General features: G+C 51.3%; 18 protein-coding genes and 1 pseudogene. 15 read left to right on the top strand and 4 right to left on the bottom strand.

What is annotated here, in order from left to right; all coding sequences use genetic code 11:
* The 3 genes and pseudogenes from DFQ01_RS20045 to DFQ01_RS20035 all read left to right on the top strand — a co-directional run bounded on the left by DFQ01_RS20045 (position 1) and on the right by DFQ01_RS20035 (position 2829).
* Complete coding sequence (locus DFQ01_RS20045; protein WP_146216902.1) at positions 1-177, top strand: IS3 family transposase; 177 nt, start codon at positions 1-3, stop codon at positions 175-177.
* 71 nt (positions 178-248) lie between these two features.
* Positions 249-532, top strand: a pseudogene (locus tag DFQ01_RS32230) (transposase); the annotation flags it as partial.
* A gap of 509 nt (positions 533-1041) precedes the next feature.
* Positions 1042-2829 carry a peptidoglycan D,D-transpeptidase FtsI family protein gene (locus DFQ01_RS20035; protein ID WP_110045684.1) on the top strand — a complete coding sequence of 596 codons (1788 nt, stop codon included), beginning with the start codon at positions 1042-1044 and terminating at the stop codon, positions 2827-2829.
* A 72-nt stretch (positions 2830-2901) separates the two neighbouring features.
* Here DFQ01_RS20035 and DFQ01_RS20030 read toward each other — a convergent pair whose 3' ends face one another.
* Positions 2902-4026, bottom strand: a complete 1125-nt coding sequence (locus tag DFQ01_RS20030) for an AI-2E family transporter (RefSeq protein WP_110045683.1) — start codon at positions 4024-4026, stop codon at positions 2902-2904.
* Between the two features lie 207 nt (positions 4027-4233).
* Here DFQ01_RS20030 and DFQ01_RS20025 point away from each other — a divergent pair, with 207 nt between their 5' ends.
* Together DFQ01_RS20025 and DFQ01_RS20020 are read left to right on the top strand one after the other, a co-directional pair.
* Positions 4234-5682, top strand: a complete 1449-nt coding sequence (locus DFQ01_RS20025; RefSeq protein WP_110045682.1) for a polysaccharide deacetylase family protein — start codon at positions 4234-4236, stop codon at positions 5680-5682.
* Between the two features lie 296 nt (positions 5683-5978).
* Positions 5979-6413 carry a VanZ family protein gene (locus tag DFQ01_RS20020; RefSeq protein WP_110045681.1) on the top strand — a complete coding sequence of 145 codons (435 nt, stop codon included), beginning with the start codon at positions 5979-5981 and terminating at the stop codon, positions 6411-6413.
* Between the two features lie 60 nt (positions 6414-6473).
* Here the strand turns inward: DFQ01_RS20020 and ilvD are convergent, their stop codons facing one another.
* Complete coding sequence (gene ilvD / locus DFQ01_RS20015; RefSeq protein WP_110045694.1) at positions 6474-8144, bottom strand: dihydroxy-acid dehydratase; 1671 nt, start codon at positions 8142-8144, stop codon at positions 6474-6476.
* 568 nt (positions 8145-8712) lie between these two features.
* On the opposite strand from ilvD, the gene DFQ01_RS20010 reads away from it, so the two are divergent.
* Genes DFQ01_RS20010 through DFQ01_RS19985 form a run of 6 tightly spaced genes read left to right on the top strand, consistent with a single transcriptional unit; the run spans position 8713 to position 13439 of the window.
* Positions 8713-9018, top strand: coding sequence for an urease subunit gamma (locus DFQ01_RS20010; protein ID WP_110045680.1), 306 nt, complete (start codon positions 8713-8715; stop codon positions 9016-9018).
* A 4-nt stretch (positions 9019-9022) separates the two neighbouring features.
* Positions 9023-9391, top strand: coding sequence for an urease subunit beta (locus DFQ01_RS20005; protein WP_110045679.1), 369 nt, complete (start codon positions 9023-9025; stop codon positions 9389-9391).
* A complete protein-coding gene (gene ureC / locus DFQ01_RS20000; protein ID WP_110045678.1) occupies positions 9388-11103 on the top strand; it encodes an urease subunit alpha in 1716 nt (571 codons plus the stop codon). Before DFQ01_RS20005 ends, ureC begins: the two co-directional genes overlap by 4 nt.
* Positions 11104-11106: 3 nt before the next feature.
* A complete protein-coding gene (locus tag DFQ01_RS19995) occupies positions 11107-11793 on the top strand; it encodes an urease accessory protein UreF (RefSeq protein ID WP_110045677.1) in 687 nt (228 codons plus the stop codon).
* A gap of 28 nt (positions 11794-11821) precedes the next feature.
* Positions 11822-12592, top strand: a complete 771-nt coding sequence (gene ureG, locus DFQ01_RS19990) for an urease accessory protein UreG (RefSeq protein WP_110045676.1) — start codon at positions 11822-11824, stop codon at positions 12590-12592.
* A complete protein-coding gene (locus DFQ01_RS19985; protein ID WP_245946802.1) occupies positions 12498-13439 on the top strand; it encodes an urease accessory protein UreD in 942 nt (313 codons plus the stop codon). Before ureG ends, DFQ01_RS19985 begins: the two co-directional genes overlap by 95 nt.
* A gap of 528 nt (positions 13440-13967) precedes the next feature.
* Here DFQ01_RS19985 and DFQ01_RS19980 read toward each other — a convergent pair.
* Entirely contained in the window at positions 13968-14945 is a 978-nt protein-coding gene (locus tag DFQ01_RS19980) for a LacI family DNA-binding transcriptional regulator (protein ID WP_174812444.1), read from the bottom strand.
* Positions 14946-15185: 240 nt separating this feature from the next.
* Between DFQ01_RS19980 and DFQ01_RS19975 the strand changes: the two genes are divergently transcribed.
* The 4 genes from DFQ01_RS19975 to DFQ01_RS19960 all read left to right on the top strand — a co-directional run bounded on the left by DFQ01_RS19975 (position 15186) and on the right by DFQ01_RS19960 (position 18441).
* Positions 15186-16229 carry a glycoside hydrolase family 53 protein gene (locus DFQ01_RS19975; RefSeq protein WP_110045673.1) on the top strand — a complete coding sequence of 348 codons (1044 nt, stop codon included), beginning with the start codon at positions 15186-15188 and terminating at the stop codon, positions 16227-16229.
* Between the two features lie 192 nt (positions 16230-16421).
* On the top strand, positions 16422-16799 hold the full coding sequence (locus tag DFQ01_RS19970; protein WP_110045672.1) for a hypothetical protein: 378 nt from the start codon (positions 16422-16424) through the stop codon (positions 16797-16799).
* The gene (locus tag DFQ01_RS19965; protein WP_110045671.1) at positions 16796-17806 is read left to right on the top strand and encodes an FAD:protein FMN transferase; all 1011 of its coding nucleotides are present in this window, start codon (positions 16796-16798) and stop codon (positions 17804-17806) included. The genes DFQ01_RS19970 and DFQ01_RS19965 overlap by 4 nt, the downstream gene beginning before the upstream one ends.
* Positions 17807-17856: 50 nt before the next feature.
* Complete coding sequence (locus DFQ01_RS19960) at positions 17857-18441, top strand: ferric reductase-like transmembrane domain-containing protein (RefSeq protein WP_110045670.1); 585 nt, start codon at positions 17857-17859, stop codon at positions 18439-18441.
* 67 nt (positions 18442-18508) lie between these two features.
* On the opposite strand, the gene DFQ01_RS19955 is transcribed toward DFQ01_RS19960, so the two are convergent.
* Complete coding sequence (locus tag DFQ01_RS19955; protein ID WP_110045669.1) at positions 18509-19774, bottom strand: alkaline phosphatase; 1266 nt, start codon at positions 19772-19774, stop codon at positions 18509-18511.
* Between the last annotated feature and the right edge of the window lie 422 nt (positions 19775-20196).

Genomic DNA, 20196 nt, shown 5'->3' with positions numbered 1-20196 from the left:
ATGGAATCCTTCTTCGGTCATATGAAAGATGAGGTTAATTTCATCGATTGCCAAACCCTCGATGAAGTAAGAGAACGCGTCGCTGATTATATACATCAATATAATACTGAGCGATATCAATGGGGATTAAAAAAGATGACCCCCGACGAGTTCAGGGATCATCTAATTGCTTGTTAAATTAAGATGGTTGCTTTTTAAACTGTCCACAAAACGGGTCACAGTTCACCATTCCAAAGGAGCTGTTTCTTTTGTACATCCAATATACGATGGACCAGCTCTGCTATCCAATGAATCTCGAAGAGGCCATTCCCTTGAATCACCTCGTTCGTGTCGTCAATGCTGCGGCTGGACGACTTTTCGCACGATCAATCTCTTCCGTTCCGAGCGGATGAAGAATGTGCTGGAAGACGTGTTCACGGCTGTGTTGCAGTTTCTTGTTGAAGAAAAATACATAAAGCTAGAACATTACTTCGTCGATGGTACAAAGATCGAAGCCAATGTGAATCGGTACACCTTCGTTTGGGGTAAAGCCGTCGTCTTATCAGTGAGCTGACCTACTTTTGGGACAGCTTCTTTTTGTTTTCACTTTAATCTGTTGCACGAACAAAAGCTTGCCCAGAGGGGCACGCGACCCTCAGCACGCAGTAACTCACAAGCGACTCTGTTCGGTGCTAAAAATACGCTCGAACAAAAGCTTGCCCCAGAGGGGCACGCGACTCTAAGCACACAGTAACTCACACGCGTCTCTGTCCCGCCACCAGCCCCTTCCGGGGTCCAGGGGACGGGAGTCCCATGGGGTCCTCCCTAGCAGGGAGGATTTAGGTGGGTAGAACTCTCGGATTTAGGTGGGTAGAACTCTCGGATTTAGGTAGAAATGTTAGATTTAGATCGGTAGAAATTTTTATTATTGATTTCAATAAATTGTATTGAAAACGGGGTCCAAGGGGCAAAGCCCCTAGCGTCCTCCCTAGGAGGAATTAGGCGGGCAAATTAGGCAATAATGTCTAACGAAGAAAGCACGAAGCGGGGGCAAGGCTTACTGTGCAAAGAAGACTGATAACGATTGCAGTAGCACTTACGGTGCTGTTTGGCATATGTGAATGGAGGCTAAGCCTCATCGAGCTGTGGCCGCGAAGCAAGTCGGGGAGCAGCACCCAGGTTGCACGGCAGGCCGTCGCGCAGCGTGACAGTGAGCTTGTTATCGATACGGGACGCGGACAATTTGTAGATCGGAACGGAACCCCTTTAACCGGAAAAACAATTAATGCGCTCGCCTTATTTCCTGTACGAGAAGGTCAGCGCGGAGAGCTGGCGCAGTTGAGTCGACTAGCATCACTTCTCGGCGTAAACGTACAGCAGCTGCAAGCTCAGCTTGCACAATTGAAGGAGCCTTCTTACTGGCTGGAAGCGGGCAGCGGCCATCCGCTTGCCTTAACGGATAAGCAGCTTGAAGGCTTGAAGACGGTGCATATGAACGGTATACGCGTCGTTCCGTATCGGCAGCGTTATCAGGCACCTTATCTTGCTGCTCAGACCATCGGTTATATCAGTCAGCACCCCGAGCGGATTAAGGCGGCTTATGGTCATGAGTATGCAACGGGAAAACTCAAGCTCAATTCGGTCATAGGCGGCGCTGGGCTTGAACGCTCGCTTGATCGTTTGCTTAGAGGTGATGGAGAGACAACCGCCTCTTATTATACGGATGCTGCAGGCCAGCCGCTGCAGGGGTTGGATGTACGTGTAACAGCACCTGTTAATCGTCTGTATCCGCTTCAGGTAGTTACAACATTGGATGCCAAGCTGCAGGCTGCCATTGAGGAATATGCGGATCGTTCGGGATTAAAGCAGGGGGCTATCGTTGTGCTGGATGTGGCGACTCGCGATATCGTTACGATGGTTTCTCGGCCAAAGCTAAATCCAGAGCAGGTGGATGCAGCTGGAACGGCTGCGGCGAACCATGCGATTCGGGCGGTAGAGCCAGGCTCGATCTTCAAGCTGGTTACGGAGGCAGCTGCACTTGAAGCGGGTGTATCGGTACCAACAGAAACCTTCCATTGCAATGGGGAATATGGTCGTTATGGCTTATCAGATTGGAAAAAGGGTGGGCATGGGGAGCTTAACCTTCGCGAAGGACTCGCCCATTCTTGCAATATCGTCTTCGCGACCGTAGCGGAGCGTCTGACTGCAAAGCAGCTGTCGGATACAGCCTTCCGGCTTGGAATAGGGAGACAAATTGGCTGGCATTCGGAACAGTCTGTAGGCCCGCTTGCGGGTCCTATACGATTGTTAGAGGAAGAGGAATCGGGACAGATCTTCGATCGGAAACAAAAGTCCGCGGACGGCGGGGTCATGGCGCAGACGGGGATCGGGCAGCGAGACGTACGGATTTCTCCGCTGCAAGCTGCTAATATGATCGCGACTATTGTAAATGAGGGTCACGTTGTAGAGCCTCGAATCGTTCGCGAAATCCGCTATGCGAATGGACAGCGGCTCGTATCGTTTCCATTGCATGAGGCTTCGTCGCCACTGGGGCGTCTATCGCCGGCTGCAACGCATGAGCTGATGGAGGGAATGCAGCTTGTCGTGAGAGAAGGGACAGGTCGGTTCATTCAGAATGGGCTATGGGACGCTGCGGGCAAATCTGGTACAGCTGAAGTGGTATATAATGGAGCAGACCGCGTGAATCAATGGTTCATTGGCTACGGGCCGCTGAAATCACCGAAGTATGCGATTGCCGTCTTGGCGGAAAATCGACCACCAAACACCACGAACGAAGCGACGCGGTTGTTTCGTGCCATCTTGGACATGGCAGCGAAGCAGCAGAGCTAAATAAAGCCGTCCTACGGGCTAGCGTCAGTATGTACGCTAGCCCGTAGGACGGCTTATTTTAAGTGGGAATACTTATTGCTCAGTAGGGAGATCCGGTTCAGGTTCCGGGTTGTTGTCGAACTCGCCCTGCGGCATTCGAATCCAGCGATGGAAGTATCGTTGATCGTACAATGCCTTAATGAGAATAATCAAGACCGGCGATAGGATAACGCCGGCTATACCGAAGAGCGATAGCGAGATAATCATAAACGCAAGCATCGTAAAGGCAGAAACACCAAGTGTATCGCCGGTAATCTTTGGTTCAAGAATTTGGCGAGCCAGCACGACGACGAGGAACAGGGCAGATACCCAAATCGCAAGCGATGTGTGACCAACAATGAATAAATAAATAATCCAAGGCACGAACACCGTACTGACGCCAAGCAGCGGCAGTACGTCGAATATACCGCAAACAACTGCGATCGTAAACGCGTTCTGCACCCCGAGGAGCATGAGCGAGATAAAGATCACAGCAAACGTGATGGAGATCAGCTTCAGCTGCGATTTGAGATAGATGCCGATTCCTTTAAACACGTTGTCGCGCAAAAACTCGAATGCGATTTTGAACGTTCTCGGCGTTTTCTCAGCTGCTGTCCGTTTCCAGTCTTTAATCTCCACGCTTAAGAAATATGCCAGGATGATGCCGATGGAGAAGTTGAAGATGAATGTCGAGAAGCTGGTCAAATAGTTCGTGATGGTGATCAGGAAAGATTGCGCAAGCGACGAACCTTTACTTGTTACATAATCAACGACCTTATCGAACTGGCTTAGGATGTCTGGCGGTATGCTGTTCACCTTTGAAGAAATCCAATCCGAATGGGCTTCAACCTGGTCCCGCAGCAGCAGCTGGTATTTTGGCAAATTCGAAATTAATCGGTTTGCTTGATCGGCGATAATATAACCGGCTCCAAGGAAGATACTAATAATGACGAGCGTGAACAGCAGGACGCTGATCGCTGAGGCAATCGATTTCTTCAGGCCAAGCTTGCTCAGCCAACGTGCAGGAGGCTCGATGAACAAATAAATAAAGAACGATAAGAAGACGGGAGTCGCCAATTTATACAAATAGCTGAAGGCGAACATAATCAAATAAACGGTTAGGGCGATTAAAGCAATATCGAAGGCGGTCCTCCAATATTTTTTGTAAAACACAATCATTCGGGCAGCTCCCTTTCATAGGATAGGTTCTTCCAAAAGCGAAGCATACATAAATTACATATAACTGGAAGTGGTGGATTGCATACTTCTACCATTGTACTACAGTTCGCATTTAGATGCCTATTTATGCTGAACGTATGTTACAATTAATAGTGGGCTTTTGCTATGTAAAGACTAACTACATATTGAATCTGGTGGGAATAAGCGATGCAAAATTTATTTCTTTTACTGTTCTACGGGCTGACATTCTACGCTTTTCTCCCTGGATTGATCAGTCGTATGTTCGGTTTCCGCGCATTCAAGCGAGGACGCGTCAAGCGTGAGATAGCACTTACGTTCGACGATGGGCCAGATCCGCGCTATACACCGCAGCTGCTTGATTTGTTAAAGCGTTATAACGCGAAAGCTACGTTCTTCGTAGTTGGGGCACATGCGGAGAAGCATCCGGAGCTGTTGAAACGCATGCATGAAGAAGGTCATGTAATCGGCATTCATAATTACGAGCATAAAACGAATTGGCTCATGCGTCCGAAGAAGGTCAAGTGGCACATTGAGCGGACGCAGGAAATCATAAGGGAAGCAACTGGCCAGGACGCTGTTTTTTACCGCCCGCCATGGGGAATCGTGAACGCGTTTGATTACTCTCCAGGCCATCTGCAAATTATTTTGTGGTCGGCGATTTTCGGAGATTGGCGGTACAAGCAAGGAGTGAATCGTCTTCGTCAGCGGATGATGAAGAAGATGCGTCCGGGTGAGGTGGTGCTGCTGCATGACTGCGGCATGACGCCGGGAGCGGATGAACGCGCACCTGAGAACATGATTAAGGCATTGGACAGTTATTTGGCTGAAGCGGAACGTCGCGGCTTCAAATTCGTTGGCATCGACGAGATGATTGCTTTGACAGATAAGGCGATTGGGCTTGTGCCGAGCCGGTTCAAGCGGATGCTGATCTGGCTATGGCTTCGATGGGAAGGATTATTCCATCGCGTATTCCGCACGAAGCCAGTTGGCTCACCAAGTCCTTCGTTCCATTATCGAATGGTGAAATATCATGGCGCTCCGATTGATATTGGCAGCGGCCAAACCTTAAATAATGGCGATGACGTCGTTGAATTGCACTTCGATAATAGGCTATTGCTCGAAATTGCCCATAAATCAGCAACGCCGATTGCAGCTGCAATCCGGCTTGTTCGTATGGTGGAGAAGCAGCTGCCAACTTTAGCGACGGTGGTGTCCCGTGATCCAGTGGCCAAAGAAGCCAAATCGATTTATGGCGTCACGATGATTCACCGAGGAGCTTCGAAGCTTGGCTTCGGCGTACATGAGCTGCCAGCAGGGATGTTTGCATCCATGTCCAAGATTTATCTTAAGGTGTTAATGCGTGTATTGACGCCAACGCCTAAACATAAGGAAACGGACAAGAAGAGCAGCCGACATGCGGTGGAGCTTAAGCCGCATATTCTGACTTACCCGATTCATGAGCTTTTGAAGCTCGCCTCCTCGGAATTAGTGACAACAGTGAGCGGCGGGTCGGAAGCCGCCGTGAAGACGACACGACCATTGAAACATGATGGTGCAGCTGTGCATGCTGCACCGGGGCTGGACCTTGACTTCGAGCAGCTGGAGGGCTCAGCCGCAGGCAAAGCAGGAAGTTAATGCGATCAAGCTTACGAAGAACGAACAACAAGCCGATACACCGAGCAGCAATGCTCGGGTATCGGTTTTTATTTTTATACGGTGTGGTAAGTAATGGAGGAGAGGTTGCGATGGATACGATGTCCAGTCGAAGGGTAATTCAAAGTATTCGGTCCTGTATCAGGTAGTCGGAATGACGAATCCGCTTGAGATGGTAGTGAACGGGAAGCGAAATATGGACCTAGAGCAGAAATTGTCGCTTTACTTCAGAAGCGTATCGCACCCAGATTGAGCGAAGGGGAGTGTGATGGGATTACATGATAACGAATAGAAGCAGGCAGTGGACAGTCGCATTAACGATTGTTTATGGATGTCTGTTACAGTATTGGATGTTCTTTGCCTTCGGAAGAGACGCTCGTGTAGCGGATGGCTACCGTTATAATGTAGTTCCCTTCTCGACGATTGAGCATTTTGTACATATTGCTGGAAGGTTCCGCAGAGCCGCCGCATTCAATCTGCTCGGTAACATCATTATGTTTGTGCCGTTCGGGCTGCTGCTGCCGTTAACGAAGAGGCTTCATCCGCTCGTATGGACGTTATTGTTCGCAGCAGGCATTACGTCGCTTGAGCTGCTTCAGCTTGCGACGAAGCGAGGCATGTTCGATGTAGATGACATTATTCTTAATACGGGCGGGTTCCTGATCGGATATCTTGTATTGTTGGTTACACGACCGCAATTATTCAGTAAATAATAGGGTGTAAAAAAGAGGCTGTCCAATCTCGCTGGACAGCCTCTTGCTAGTATCGAATAATTAAGCCTTCAGAACCGCACCGTTGCTTGCGTTCGTTACAAGCTTGGAGTAACGAGCGAGGTAGCCCTTCGTTACTTTCGGCTCGAAGCCTTGCCATTCCGCCTTACGGCGTTCCAGCTCTTCATCGTCGATGAGCAGGTTGATCGTACGGTTGTTCAGGTCGAGCTCGATCTCTTCGCCGTCGCGTACGAATGCGAGCGGGCCGCCTTCAGCCGCCTCTGGCGAGATGTGGCCGATCGAGATGCCACGGGATGCGCCGGAGAAACGGCCGTCCGTGATGAGACCAACCTTCGCGCCGAGACCCATACCCATGATTTGGGACGTAGGTGCGAGCATTTCTGGCATACCAGGGCCGCCCTTTGGTCCTTCATAACGGATAACAACAACGTGGCCTTCTTTGATCAGGCCTTTCGCAATGCCTTCGAGACATTCTTCTTGCGAGTCGAAGCAAATAGCAGGACCTTTATGGTAGCCGCCAACCGATTTGTCGACAGCGCCGACTTTGACGATTGCACCGCCTGGAGCGATGTTGCCGAACAGGACAGCCAGGCCGCCGCGCTCAGTATGCGGGTTATCGAGCGTATGAATAACTTCGGTGTTCAGGATGTCACAGCCAGCGACGTTCTCGCGAAGCGTCTTGCCTGTTACAGTAAGAACATCGCCATGAAGCGCGTCTTCCTTCTTGAACAGCTCGTTCAGTACGGCGCTTACGCCGCCTGCATTGTGAACGTCTTCGATATGCCAGTCCGATGCTGGTGCGATCTTCGCCAGATGCGGCACGCGGTTAGCTACTTCGTTGATGCGTTCGATTGGGTAGTCGATGCCAGCTTCGTGAGCGAGAGCGAGCGTATGAAGAACCGTGTTCGTCGAACCGCCCATTGCCATATCGACTGCGAATGCGTTGTCGATCGCATCTTTCGTTACGATATCGCAAGGCTTGATGTCCTGCTTGATCAGCTCCATCAGCTGGCGAGCAGATTGTTTAACGAATTCTTTACGTTCTGGAGCAACAGCAAGAATCGTACCGTTACCTGGCAGTGCAAGGCCAAGTGCTTCAGCCAAGCAGTTCATCGAGTTAGCCGTGAACATACCGGAGCACGAGCCGCAAGTTGGGCAGCCGTATTGCTCAAGCTCAGTCAGGCTTTTCTCGTCGATTTTGCCGGATTGGAAAGCGCCAACGCCTTCAAATACGCTGGACAGCGAGATCGAGCGACCGTCGGACGTTTTGCCTGCTTTCATTGGGCCACCGCTGACGAAGATCGTCGGAATGTTGATGCGAAGTGCTGCCATCATCATGCCCGGTGTGATTTTGTCACAGTTCGGAATGCAGACCATGCCGTCGAACCAGTGAGCATTAACAACCGTTTCAACGGAGTCCGCGATAATCTCGCGGCTTGCGAGCGAGTAGCGCATGCCGATGTGGCCCATTGCGATACCGTCGTCTACGCCGATGGTGTTGAATTCGAAAGGTACGCCGCCAGCTTCACGGATCGCTTCCTTAACGATTTTACCGAATTCTTGCAAGTGCACATGTCCTGGAACGATGTCGATGTACGAGTTACAAACCGCGATGAACGGTTTACCGAAGTCTTCCTCCTTAACCCCAGCGGCACGCAGCAAGCTGCGATGCGGTGCGCGGTCAAAGCCTTTTTTGATCATATCTGAACGCATTTTGTTCTTAGATGTCGACATTGAAGTCCCTCCCATGAGTTTGTCCATAGCAGATAGTTTACCACAACGATAGGTTTGTGACCACAGAAACGTAAGCTATAACTGGCTTTATCAGCCATTGAAATGTTAACGAAACCTTATAAAACGATGGAACATCGTTAATCAAATCGTGGTTTCCTGAACAAACAAGGTGAGGACTTATGAGCTGCTACGATCATAATACGGGATGCGGCATGCAAGCTAGAGGAGAGTGATTCCAGTTCGATAATCGCTCTTTATAAAGATTAATTATATTTTGATTTCTATTATTGTTTTCGAATGTTTTCAGCGATTGGATGATCGGAGCATGACTTTTTCTTTTACTCTCAAACGGAGGGAATTCACTTTTGTGTCAGAAATTCGAACATGAAATAGCGGATCGAAACTATTTCGTCAGCTCAGATAAACATTTATGTTAGGAAACCTTACACAAAAATGTTTACACATCGTTTCGGGCCATCTATAATGTTGGTAAGTTATTCCCAAGTTAATGAAATATGCCATGAGATTGAATGCGGAGAGGTGAATTATGCAGCTAACAGAACGAGAAAAGGAGAAGCTGCTGATTACGGTGGCGGCTGATTTGGCTCGGCGGCGTATGCAGCGAGGCGTCAAGCTCAACTACCCTGAAAGCATCGCACTCCTTACCTCTGAGATTATGGAAGGCGCAAGAGATGGGATGACCGTCGCGCAGTTGATGACGTACGGCACCACGATTCTAACACGATCGCAAGTGATGGAAGGCATCCCTGAGATGATACATGAGGTGCAGGTGGAAGCGACATTCCCTGACGGAACGAAGCTTGTTACTGTCCACCATCCGATAGGAGAGTGACGTCATGATTCCCGGTGAATATCGGACTGCGAGTGGAACAATTGAGCTGAATGCCGGCAGACAGACCATTGAAGTGCTTGTCGTTAATACGGGTGATCGACCGGTGCAGGTTGGATCGCATTTTCACTTCTTTGAAGTCAATCGAGCATTACGGTTCGATCGTCGCGCGGCCTTCGGCATGCGGCTGGACATTCCGGCTGGAACGGCAGTACGTTTCGAGCCAGGCGAGGAGAAGCCGATTCGGCTCGTTGAGCTTGGTGGCGCGAAGCGCTCGTTCGGCCTTAACGGTCTGACGCTCGGTGAAGCGGTCAAAGGCACGTTGAGCAAAGAGGTCAGCACACGACTCGATTCGTGGGAGGAGGGCGCGAAATGAGCAGCATGGATCGAAGCAGCTATGCCCAAATGTTCGGCCCAACGACCGGTGATGCGGTACGGCTGGCGGACACGGAGCTGTGGGCACGAATTGAGCATGATTACACGGTGTACGGTGACGAGTGCAAATTCGGCGGCGGGAAAGTTATTCGCGACGGAATGGGCCAATCCAGCGGCGCGCTTCGAGAAGAAGGCGTACTGGATACGTTAATTACGAATGCGGTCATTATCGACCATTGGGGCATTGTGAAGGCGGATATCGGCATCAAAGACGGGCACATCGTCGGCATCGGCAAAGCGGGCAACCCTGACATTATGGACGGCGTTACGCCGGGCATGATCGCAGGTGCAAGCACGGAGGTCATCGCAGGCGAAGGTAGAATCGTAACGGCGGGCGGAATCGACTCGCATATTCACTTTATCTGTCCGCAGCAAATAGAGACGGCATTATCTTCAGGCGTCACGATGATGATTGGCGGAGGTACGGGACCGGCGACCGGTACGAATGCAACGACGGTAACACCTGGTGCCTGGCATCTGTCTCGCATGCTGGAGGCGATTGAAGCTTTTCCAATGAATATCGGCTTAACGGGTAAAGGCAACGCATCCTTCATCGGTCCGCTGATCGAGCAGATCGAGGCAGGAGCGATCGGCCTTAAGCTGCATGAGGACTGGGGCACAACGCCTGCTGCAATTGATGTGTGTCTCACCGCTGCGGATCAATACGATGTGCAGGTCGCCATTCATACGGATACGCTCAACGAAGCGGGTTTCCTAGAAGATACGCTGGCTGCATTCAAAGGTCGAACGATTCATACGTACCATACGGAAGGTGCAGGCGGCGGCCATGCGCCGGATATTATCCGAGCAGCAGGCGAGCTGAACGTGCTTCCGTCTTCGACGAATCCGACTCGTCCATTCACGGTCAATACGATTGAAGAGCATCTCGATATGCTGATGGTATGCCATCACCTCGACAGCCGCATTCCCGAGGATGTCGCATTCGCGGACTCGCGCATTCGTCCGGAGACGATTGCGGCGGAAGATATTTTGCACGATATGGGCGTATTCAGCATGATCAGCTCCGACTCGCAGGCGATGGGCCGTGTAGGTGAAGTCGTTATTCGAACCTGGCAGACGGCGGACAAAATGAAGCGCCAGCGGGGACCGCTTGCGCCAGATGATGCAGAGAGCGACAACTATCGCATAAAGCGCTATGTTGCCAAATACACAATCAATCCTGCGATTACGCATGGCGTATCGCATCTCGTAGGCTCCATCGAGATCGGCAAATTCGCCGACCTCGCGATATGGCAGCCGATGTTCTTCGGCGTTAAGCCAGATCTTGTTCTGAAGGGCGGCAGCATTGCTTTCGCGCAGATGGGAGATCCGAACGCTTCGATCCCGACGCCGCAGCCGGTATGGGGACGCCCGATGTTTGCTTCCTTCGGCAAGCTGGTCGCGAGCAGCTCGATTACGTTCGTCTCGCAGGCTGCCTACGATCGCGGAATTAAGGAGCAGCTTGGCTTAACGAAGCGGGTGGAGCCGATTCGCGGCTGCCGTTCGATCTCGAAGAAAGATATGATTCATAACGATGCGACGCCCCGCATCGAAGTTGATCCTGAGACCTATCGCGTAACGGTGGACGGAGAGATTGTCACCTGTGAGCCAGCTGAAGTGCTGCCGATGGCGCAGCGCTACTTCTTGTTCTAGCGAATGAATCGAAACTGGCTGGCCTTGCAGCAGCTGCTTGATTCTGCGCTGCCTATCGGAGGATTCTCGCATTCGTTTGGACTCGAGACGATGGTGCAGGAAGAACAATTAACAGATAGCAGAGCACTCGAAGCGTACGTGCAGACGATGCTGCGGCAAAGCTGGGTGACGAGCGATGCAATGGTCATCAAGGCCGTATATCGGGATGCGGAGGACGGAGAATGGGAACGGCTGTGGGCGGTTGAGCGGCTCGTTCACACGCAGCGATTAGCGGCGGAATCGCGGTCTGGTGTTGAGAAAATGGGCAGGCGGCTGCTCAAGCTGGCAGCCGATATGTGGCCCGATCTCCATTGGCAGCCTGTAACGGAAGCGGTCCGGGGAGGACGCTGCCTTTCGACGCATCCAATGGCGCATGGCTATATCTGCTGGCAGCTTGGCGTTCCGCTGCGGCAGGCGATGGAGAGCTATTGGTATACATGCATCGTTACTTGCATGAACAGTGCGCTGCGCCTTATGTCCATCGGTCAGACGGAAGGGCAGCGGCTCATTGCAAGGCTGACGCCGTTAACGGACGAGGCATGGTCGATTGCCGAAGGGCTGGAGCCTGAGGAGGCCTATTCGAACATGCCGATGGCTGAGCTTGCAATGATACATCACGAGACGTTGTATTCGCGATTGTTTATGTCATAAATTTGATATCCAAATGGGAGGTTTTCATATGTGCCAAGGACAAGGTCATAGTCATAAAGAGTGGGAAACGCCGGAGATCGATGCATCCCGTCCGATTCGAATCGGGATCGGAGGTCCGGTCGGATCGGGTAAGACGGCGCTGGTGGAACGGCTTGCTCGCGAGCTGTCCGGCAAATACAGCGTAGCGGTTATTACGAACGACATCTATACGAAGGAAGATGCGCGCATTCTAGTCGCGACTGGCGTGCTGCCAGAAGAGCGGATTATTGGGGTAGAGACAGGCGGCTGCCCGCATACGGCGGTTCGTGAGGATGCATCGATGAATTTCGAAGCGATTGAAGAGCTGGAGAGCCGCTTCTCGCCGCTTGATATTATTTTTATCGAGAGCGGTGGTGACAATCTGGCGGCGGCGTTCAGTCCGGAGCTGGCGGATCGGTTCATCTATATTATCGACGTGGCGCAAGGCGAGAAAATTCCGCGTAAAGGCGGCCCTGGCATTATGCGCTCCGACCTGCTTGTCATTAACAAGATCGACCTCGCTCCATACGTCGGTGCCAGCCTTCGCGTCATGGGCGACGATTCGAAGCGGATGCGCGGCGAGCGGCCGTTCATTTTCTCCAACCTGCTTGGCGAGAGCGGCGTGCAGGACATTGTGAATTGGCTTGAGCATGAAATCGCGCATGCCAAAGGATTAACGCATTCGCATGACCATGCGGAACATGCTGCAGACGCCGAGCATACACATGGACATTCACACGGACATACGCACCACCACCACGATCGTGATCACTCGCACTAAAGCGCGTGAAGATGCAGCGCTGGGATTGACGAGGCTGCAAGCCTCCTTCGAGCAGCATGGCGAGCGGACCGTCATGACCCGAAAGTATCATACAGCGCCGCTGAAGATTGCGAAAGCTTTCCCGCAGGGAGCAGGACTTGGCGTCATTGTAATGGATGTATCGCCCGGTTTGCTCGATGGCGATCAATATGAGCTTGAGTGGCATTGTGGACGGGGAAGCAGGCTGTATGTGACGAATCAATCGTATACGAAGGTGCATCCGGCAGGGGGGAAGGGCGGAGCGTCCTTAAGGCAGTCGTTCGTGCTGGAGGAAGACGCGATCGTGGAGCATATGCCGGAGCCGGTTATGCTGTATCGGCAAGCTGCTCTGCGAAGCGAGACGGAAGTACGGCTTGCACCCGGTTCGTTATGGATACAAGGCGATGTCTGGTGCCCCGGACGGACGCTGCGTGGCGAGACCTTCATGTATGATCGGTTCGACAGTCGTCTCACTGTTCGGTATGGCGATGAATTGATCGCTTCACAGCGTCAGTTGATTGAGCCGGCAATTCAACGGCTGCAAGTGCAGGGAAGCTGGGGCAATGCGACGCATATTGGCACCTTATTCGCTTTCGGTGATCGGATAAAAGCACAGCATGTTGAAGCGATCCGAGAAGCACTTGATTCGCTGCCTGACCGCAGCGAATATAAGCTTGTAGTTGGAGCGTCATTGACACATCGCTGCGGGCTTGCGGTTATGGCGGCAGGTACAGCCGCATGGCCGCTGCAGGAAGCGCTGCGTGGGGCATGGAGCGCGCTGCGATCTTCGCTGCTTGGCGAGCCGCCGCATGCACTCGTACAGGTGTAATGTAATAATGTCCTGTCATCGCGGCGCGGCTTATGCTTGGGAACTGAACGGAACTGAACTGAACGGAATGAGAATGAATCGTGGATCTAAATCACGGAATTAGATGAAGAACCTTTGCTTCGGGCTCCACGGCGATGCTGACGGTTGGAGCAGAGCTTATTCAAGTGAATTTGAAGCCGTTCCTATTTTAACGGTTGAAGCAGATGTTAATTGCTCGATCCGGCATTAATAACGGTCTATCTCAACCCACTAGCATCTCTGCCAACCGTTAGATGGATAAGTAGGCGTGTTTTCCTAGAAAAACCGCTATGGCAACCGTTAAGTAACAAACGGATGTTTTGATGCGACAGGCGAGAAATAGATGTGCGAACGAAGAAATGACTGTGAGAGATGCAGGCGCCTGCAAGTATGCAAGAATGTTAGTTCCGCAGTAGTCGGTAGATTTACTTCATGTAACAATCAATATCCAAACCAAAAGCGGTCATCCGAGCATATCGGATGACCGCTTTTATGTCTTACCCGCGCTAGTTAATCCGACTCCCGATGAATATACGCTGGCGTCAGCGAAGTCCGGTCGGACACGTTATCGATAGATTCGATGGCACGCAGCAGTGTATCCGTAACAGCAGTTGCAATGTCCGCCTCGGCTACACCGACCGCAGAGATCGGAATTTCGAGCTGTTCCATATGCGGGATATGATCGTAGCTGATGATCGCAATGTCCTGCGGCACCGAAAGGCCTTCACCTTGGAAGGCTCGAATAATGCCTGCGGCAAGATCGTAGCTGCCGCTAATGACGGCTGTGGGACGCTCGCTCAGCTTGAGCATTTGTTTGGCCGCGCGGTACCCGTCCTGCCAGAGCAGTCCCCGTGAATCAATAATCCATTCTTCTTGGAACGTAATCCCCGCTTGATGAAGTCCTTCTTTAAACCCGATCCACTTCTCCTGCTGCTGCATGGAAGCTTCGGCGTAAGGGCCGATGTAAGCGATCCGCTCGTAGCCTTTACCCGCCAGTGTCTCCACCGCCAATCGAATCGCTTCTCGGCGATTCATATCTACGTAAGGTACCCCAGGCTTAATTGGCATACCGATTGAAATCATCGGCGTGCGTCTGTGGGATGGCCGAGCGATAATGTCCGCTGTGCTTTCTTCGAATAAAAGAATAGCATCCGCACGCAAATTCTCGAACGTGGCGATCGCCTCTTGAGGTTCGTGAATCGACAGCAGTGCAGTTAGGCCTTTCTCGGCTAGACGGCGCTGGATCGATGTAACGAGCGAGGAGAGAGCGGCGCGGTCAATTCCCGGCCATACGATGCCGACGAGACCTGTACGCTTCGTCACTAGGCTTCGGGCAGCGAGATTCGGCGTATACCCAAGCGCTTCGGCGGCCTCCATGACTTTGCGCTTCGTCGATTCTTTGACAAGCGGACTATTATTTAGCGCCTTGGCTACGGTCGAGTAGCTGACACCGACTTGCTTCGAAATATCTTTGATTGTAACAGACATGAAGGAGCTCCCCTTTGTCACCATGCTAACCATACTGTTATCGGAATGAACTATGCTTATTATATAGGGACAGTCTATCAAACGGCTATAAAAGCATCCGTTTTGTTTGCAAACTATCCTATATGCGTTTTATAAAAGCGCTTACAATGGTAATGCGGATGAATCATGGTACTCGTCGTTGCCTAGTTATACTAATCCTACATGCCTCATTCGACAACTAATCTATAGGAGGGTAATAATATGTTGAAGCGTGGTTTGCTTATCTTGCTGGCAGCGCTGCTGTGCGTAACGCTTGTGTCAGTGGAGATTGCGAAACCGAAGGTGGCAGAGGCGGCCCCAACCTTTGCCAAGGGAGCGGACGTCAGCTGGGTAGCGGGTATGGAGGCGCAGGGGTACAAGTGGAAGGACAAGAACGGCGTGCAACGAGACATTTTTGACATTCTCAAAAATGATTACAGCATCAACTCTGTCCGTATACGCGTGTGGGTGAATCCATCAAGCGATTATGGCAACGGGTACTTGACGAAGGAACGCGCCGCCGCGCTGGCTAAGCGGGCGAAGGACGCAGGTCTCAGCGTTATGCTGTCGCTTCATTATAGTGATTCGTGGGCGGATCCAAGCAAACAGACAAAGCCTGCCGCATGGGCGAGCTATACATTTACGCAGTTGATGGATGCGGTCTGGAACTGGACGCGCGACGTCATGACGACGATGGCGAACAGCGGGGTTACGCCGGACTGGGTGCAAATCGGTAACGAGACGAACAATGGCATGCTGTGGGACGATGGAAAGGCTTCGGTCAGTATGCAAAATTATGCATGGCTCATCAACACGGGGAACAATGCGGTCAAGTCAATCAGCAGCAGCACAAAGACGATCGTTCACCTCTCCAATGGCTATGATAATTCCTTGTTTACATGGAATATCGGCGGCTTGATCGCGAACGGTGCGACGTTCGATATTGTCGGCATGTCGCTGTATCCGTCCACGTCAGATTGGTCAACGAAGGTAACGCAGACGATCAGCAATGCGAACAGTATGATTTCCAGCTATGGCAAGCCAGTCATGATTACAGAAATCGGAATGGACTATAGTGCCGCATCAACGACGAAGAGCTTCATTTCGGACATTAAGACGAAAATTCGTAACATCTCCGGCGGCAATGGTTTAGGTGTGTTCTATTGGGAGCCTGAGTCGACCCCGGGCTATAATAGCGGTTATAGCAAGGGCGCATGGGGGTCGGATATGAAGCCGACTGTTGCGCTCGAAGGGTTCTTGAACTAATTCAATAGGATGAGGCTGCAAGCCGATCACGCTTCTTAACGAAGCTGTTGATCGGCTTTTTTTTGCTTCGTTTAAGCAAATTCGGGCCTTTCAGCTAATATTCAGGTTTCGGCTAAGGTTCGTTTAAGGTTTGACTGATTAAATAGAGCTATCAAATCCAATACGAATCTGTTATGAAGGATGTCGATGTCCATGGGTAATAGGAGCAAAAAGCTTAAGCGATGGAAATGGCCGCTTGGGGCGGTAAGTGCAATACTCGTCGTCATCGGTCTTAATTCCGTGAAAGCAAGCCCAGAATTCGCAGCTGCGCAGGCGGCAAGCGATAACGATATGAATACGACGCTGCAGCAATCGACCGATATCGGCCAATCTCAGGATGGTGCGGATCAGTGGGTGGAACGCCGAGGCAGACATGGTTCGCGAGGCGGTTCAACCGATAGTGGCGGCGGCTTCAGCGGCGGATCGGATGGCGGTTCGTTCGATAATGGCAGTAGCAGTCAAGATGATGGTTCAATCAATAACGGCGGTGGAAACAGCGGCGGTTTCCGATCCTCTACGAGGACATCATGACGAGCGGCGTAGAAGTGATGAAGCCGATGTACTACCGATTCCGTGCAATGAATACGGATATCGAGCTATCGCTCGTATGCGATGGATATGCGATGAGCGAAGCGGTAGAGCTCGCTGTCGATTGGTATGAGGAAGTCGAACAAGTATTTAGCCGCTTCCGTCCAGATAGTGAACTAAGCCGTATCAATCGAACAGCAGGCAGCGGAGCGCCGGTTATGATCTCCAGTATGATGCGGGATGTATTGCAGCTTACGCTATGGTATCAGCAGACGACAGGCGGAATCTTCTCTCCATTTGTTGGCGGAAGCATGAACAAGGCGGGTTATGATCGTTCCTTCGAGCTGTTATCCCGGGTCGGCATGAGCAGAGAGCTGTTGGATGACGACATTCACGACAATGTTGAGCAGGTCGTGGACATTAAGAGGGCGTACGATGGGCGGATGCAAAGCCCTATGGTATTGGATATAGCTATGCAGTCCGTTCAATTAGTTCCAGGTACACAGCTGGATCTGGGCGGTATTGTGAAGGGCTGGGCAACAGCTAAGCTTTCGCAATGGCTGTGTATGCGGTATGGCATCCGAGCTGGTCTCGTAAACGCCGGCGGTGATTTGCATGCGTGGAACGATGGAAACGGTGAGCCGATCTGGCGAATTGACGTTCAAGATCCGATTGCTGGGGACGACGGAACGATATATCGGATGATGGGGCAAGGCGCAGTTGCTACATCCGGAACGCTCGGCAGACAATGGCGTACCGGTCAAGGCGTTGCGCATCATTTGATCGATACGCGAACAGGCTGCCCTTCACGTAGCGGCATTGTTCAATGTACCGTATCCGGTCCTGACCTTATCGCTTGCGAAGTATGGGCGAAGACGATCTGTATTCAGGGAGAAGCGGCGCTGCAGCGGATGACAAGCCAGCTGCCGCCATCGTATGATGCACTAATAATAGACCAGCAAGGCATGCTTCGGTACACGGGGCCCGCATGGCTGAAAGAAGAGTACTGAACGTCATATGAAACAAGCAATTAGCTTACAAGTTTAGGAGGGGTGCCGGTATGATGGAATGGATTACAACTTGGCCGGTATGGGAATTGACGAGAATATTTGGCATCGCGGCTTATTTGACCATATTTGCCGGGTTAACGCTTGGCATGTTATATAGTTTCCCATTCGTGAAGGGTAAGCGGAAAGCGCAGGTTTACCGTTGGCATACATATTTGACCAATGGGGGTACCGCTGTTGCGCTTGCCCACGCGGCCATTCTAATTATTAGCACGTACGTATCCTACCGTTGGGTTGATCTGCTCATTCCTTTCGCATCGAAGCAATATCCGATCGGCAACGGAATTGGCATCCTGGCGTTGTATGGCATGCTGTTATTGCTAATTACATCGGACTATCGGAATAAAATAAGCCGGCATGTATGGCTGACGATTCACTTGCTGGCATATCCGATTTTCGTCGGTGCGGCGGTGCATGGTTATATGGTAGGCACTAGCAGCGGCAATCCACTAGCGAAACTTATGTACGGAGGAACACTTCTGACTGTCGTTGTCCTGTTTGCTGTTCGGGCATCGATGCGCCAAAACTCGAATTCCAATACGAAGCTGAAGCCGGTTCGACCATCAATCAACCGCTAAACGAATGAATAGAGCCATGGATCGCGTCCCTCTCGGAACGCATGTCCATGGCTCTATTGCTATTTACTCAATTCTTAACCTTAATGCCCATTGCTTCAGCAATCTTGAAGAAAATATCCGTATTCTCATATACGCCCGAGAACAGCTCTGAACGTGAACCCGTTGCCGTTACTGGAATATCAACAGCCGTATGGCCCGAAGTCGTCCAGTCTACGACGAAGTTTTTCTTCGTACCTACGATTTGGAATGGGCCGTCCTCTGCGGAGATGCCGTCACCGGATTCATCGTTCTCATCGACAGGCTCGATTGAGAAGCCGCCAGTTTCATGGTCAGACAATACGAGGACGAGCGTTTCTGGATGCGCTTTCGCGTAGTTTTTCGCAATGCGAACCGCTTTGTCCAGCTCTTGACCGGATCGAATCGTCAGCTTCGCATTGTTCTGATGCGCCATCTCATCCGTTGCTTCTTCTTCAACGACGAGGAAGAAACCGTTCTTGTTGCTCGACAACGTCTCGATTGCTTTCTTCGTCATATCAGGCAGCGGTACGATTGGATTATAAAGATCGCCTTCGCCTTCTGGCTTTTGTTGGAACATTTCTTCGTTCGCGAACAGGCCGAGAAGCTTGCTGCCGCTTGCTTTTTGCAGATCAGCTTTACTTGTTACGTATTTGTAGCCGAGCTGCTGCGCTTTTTTCACGAGATCGCCTTGCGTACCTTTGCTCTTTTCGGTTGGATCTTCCGTAGGCTCATCCTGGAACGCGCCTGCTGTACCAGCTGGATACCAGAAGTCTTCGCCCCCGCCGAGAATGACGTCCACTTTCGAGGAAGTGAGGTATTGCAGTGCAATGTCGCTTTGCTTCGAACGGTCTTCGACATGGGCACCGAATGCCGCCCCCGTAGCATCCGTTACTTGGCTAGTTGTTACGATGCCTGTTGCTTTGCCAAGATCTTTGGCATATTCGAGAATCGTCTTCACGCTCTTCTTGTCCGCATCCATGCCGATTGCGCCATTGTACGTTTTTACGCCGCTTGCGAATGCTGTTGCAGCTGCAGCAGAATCTGTAACGGGCACCGTCGAGCTTGTATGGAACAGACCAACGTAAGGCATATCATCCATAGCCAGCTTGCCGGTTTCGCCTACCGTTGCAAGACGTATAGCGTCGCGTGCAGCAAGCCCCATACCGTCACCGACGAACAGAATGACGTTCTTCGCATGTACAGATGCCGCATCGGCTTCTTGTTTGCCTTCCCCATTTGATACGTAGCTTGTAATAACCAGCGCTGCTGCAACCGTACCAAGCATCGCAGCCTTCCAGCCATTATGGATCTTCATTGTCGAAAAAGCCTCCCCATATGATTCTTTATTGGCACATTATGCCTGTGCTAGTAATGAATGTAGGGGCCGATTATTAAGGCCATGTTTGTCCGAATTTAAGATTCCGTGAATGACATGCAGCGTTCTTCGAATGTGTGAGGAGAGGCTGCAAGAGGCGGGTCGCAGTAAGGGTTGGGGTGCAGATACTGAGAGGAATCGAACATGAGACTAGATCACTATGTCGCAGGATGCATTTGTTAGTCTATTGAACAGATGATAGACAATGTCAAATATCGAAAGGCAGTGATTTTTACTTGGATGGGTAACGAAATAGTAGGAGAAACGGCTATCCTATCGGGTCTGATAAAACCGGTTACGAGGATTGGAATTCATCATAACTACCGAACATGATTTGCGAAAGTTTTACATGAGTGGATCGC

The sequence above is a fragment of the Paenibacillus cellulosilyticus genome, assembly GCF_003182255.1.
Lineage (GTDB): Bacteria > Bacillota > Bacilli > Paenibacillales > Paenibacillaceae > Paenibacillus_T > Paenibacillus_T cellulosilyticus.
Note: the sequence above shows the minus strand (reverse complement) of the source record. Positions and strands in the feature narration are given on the sequence as shown.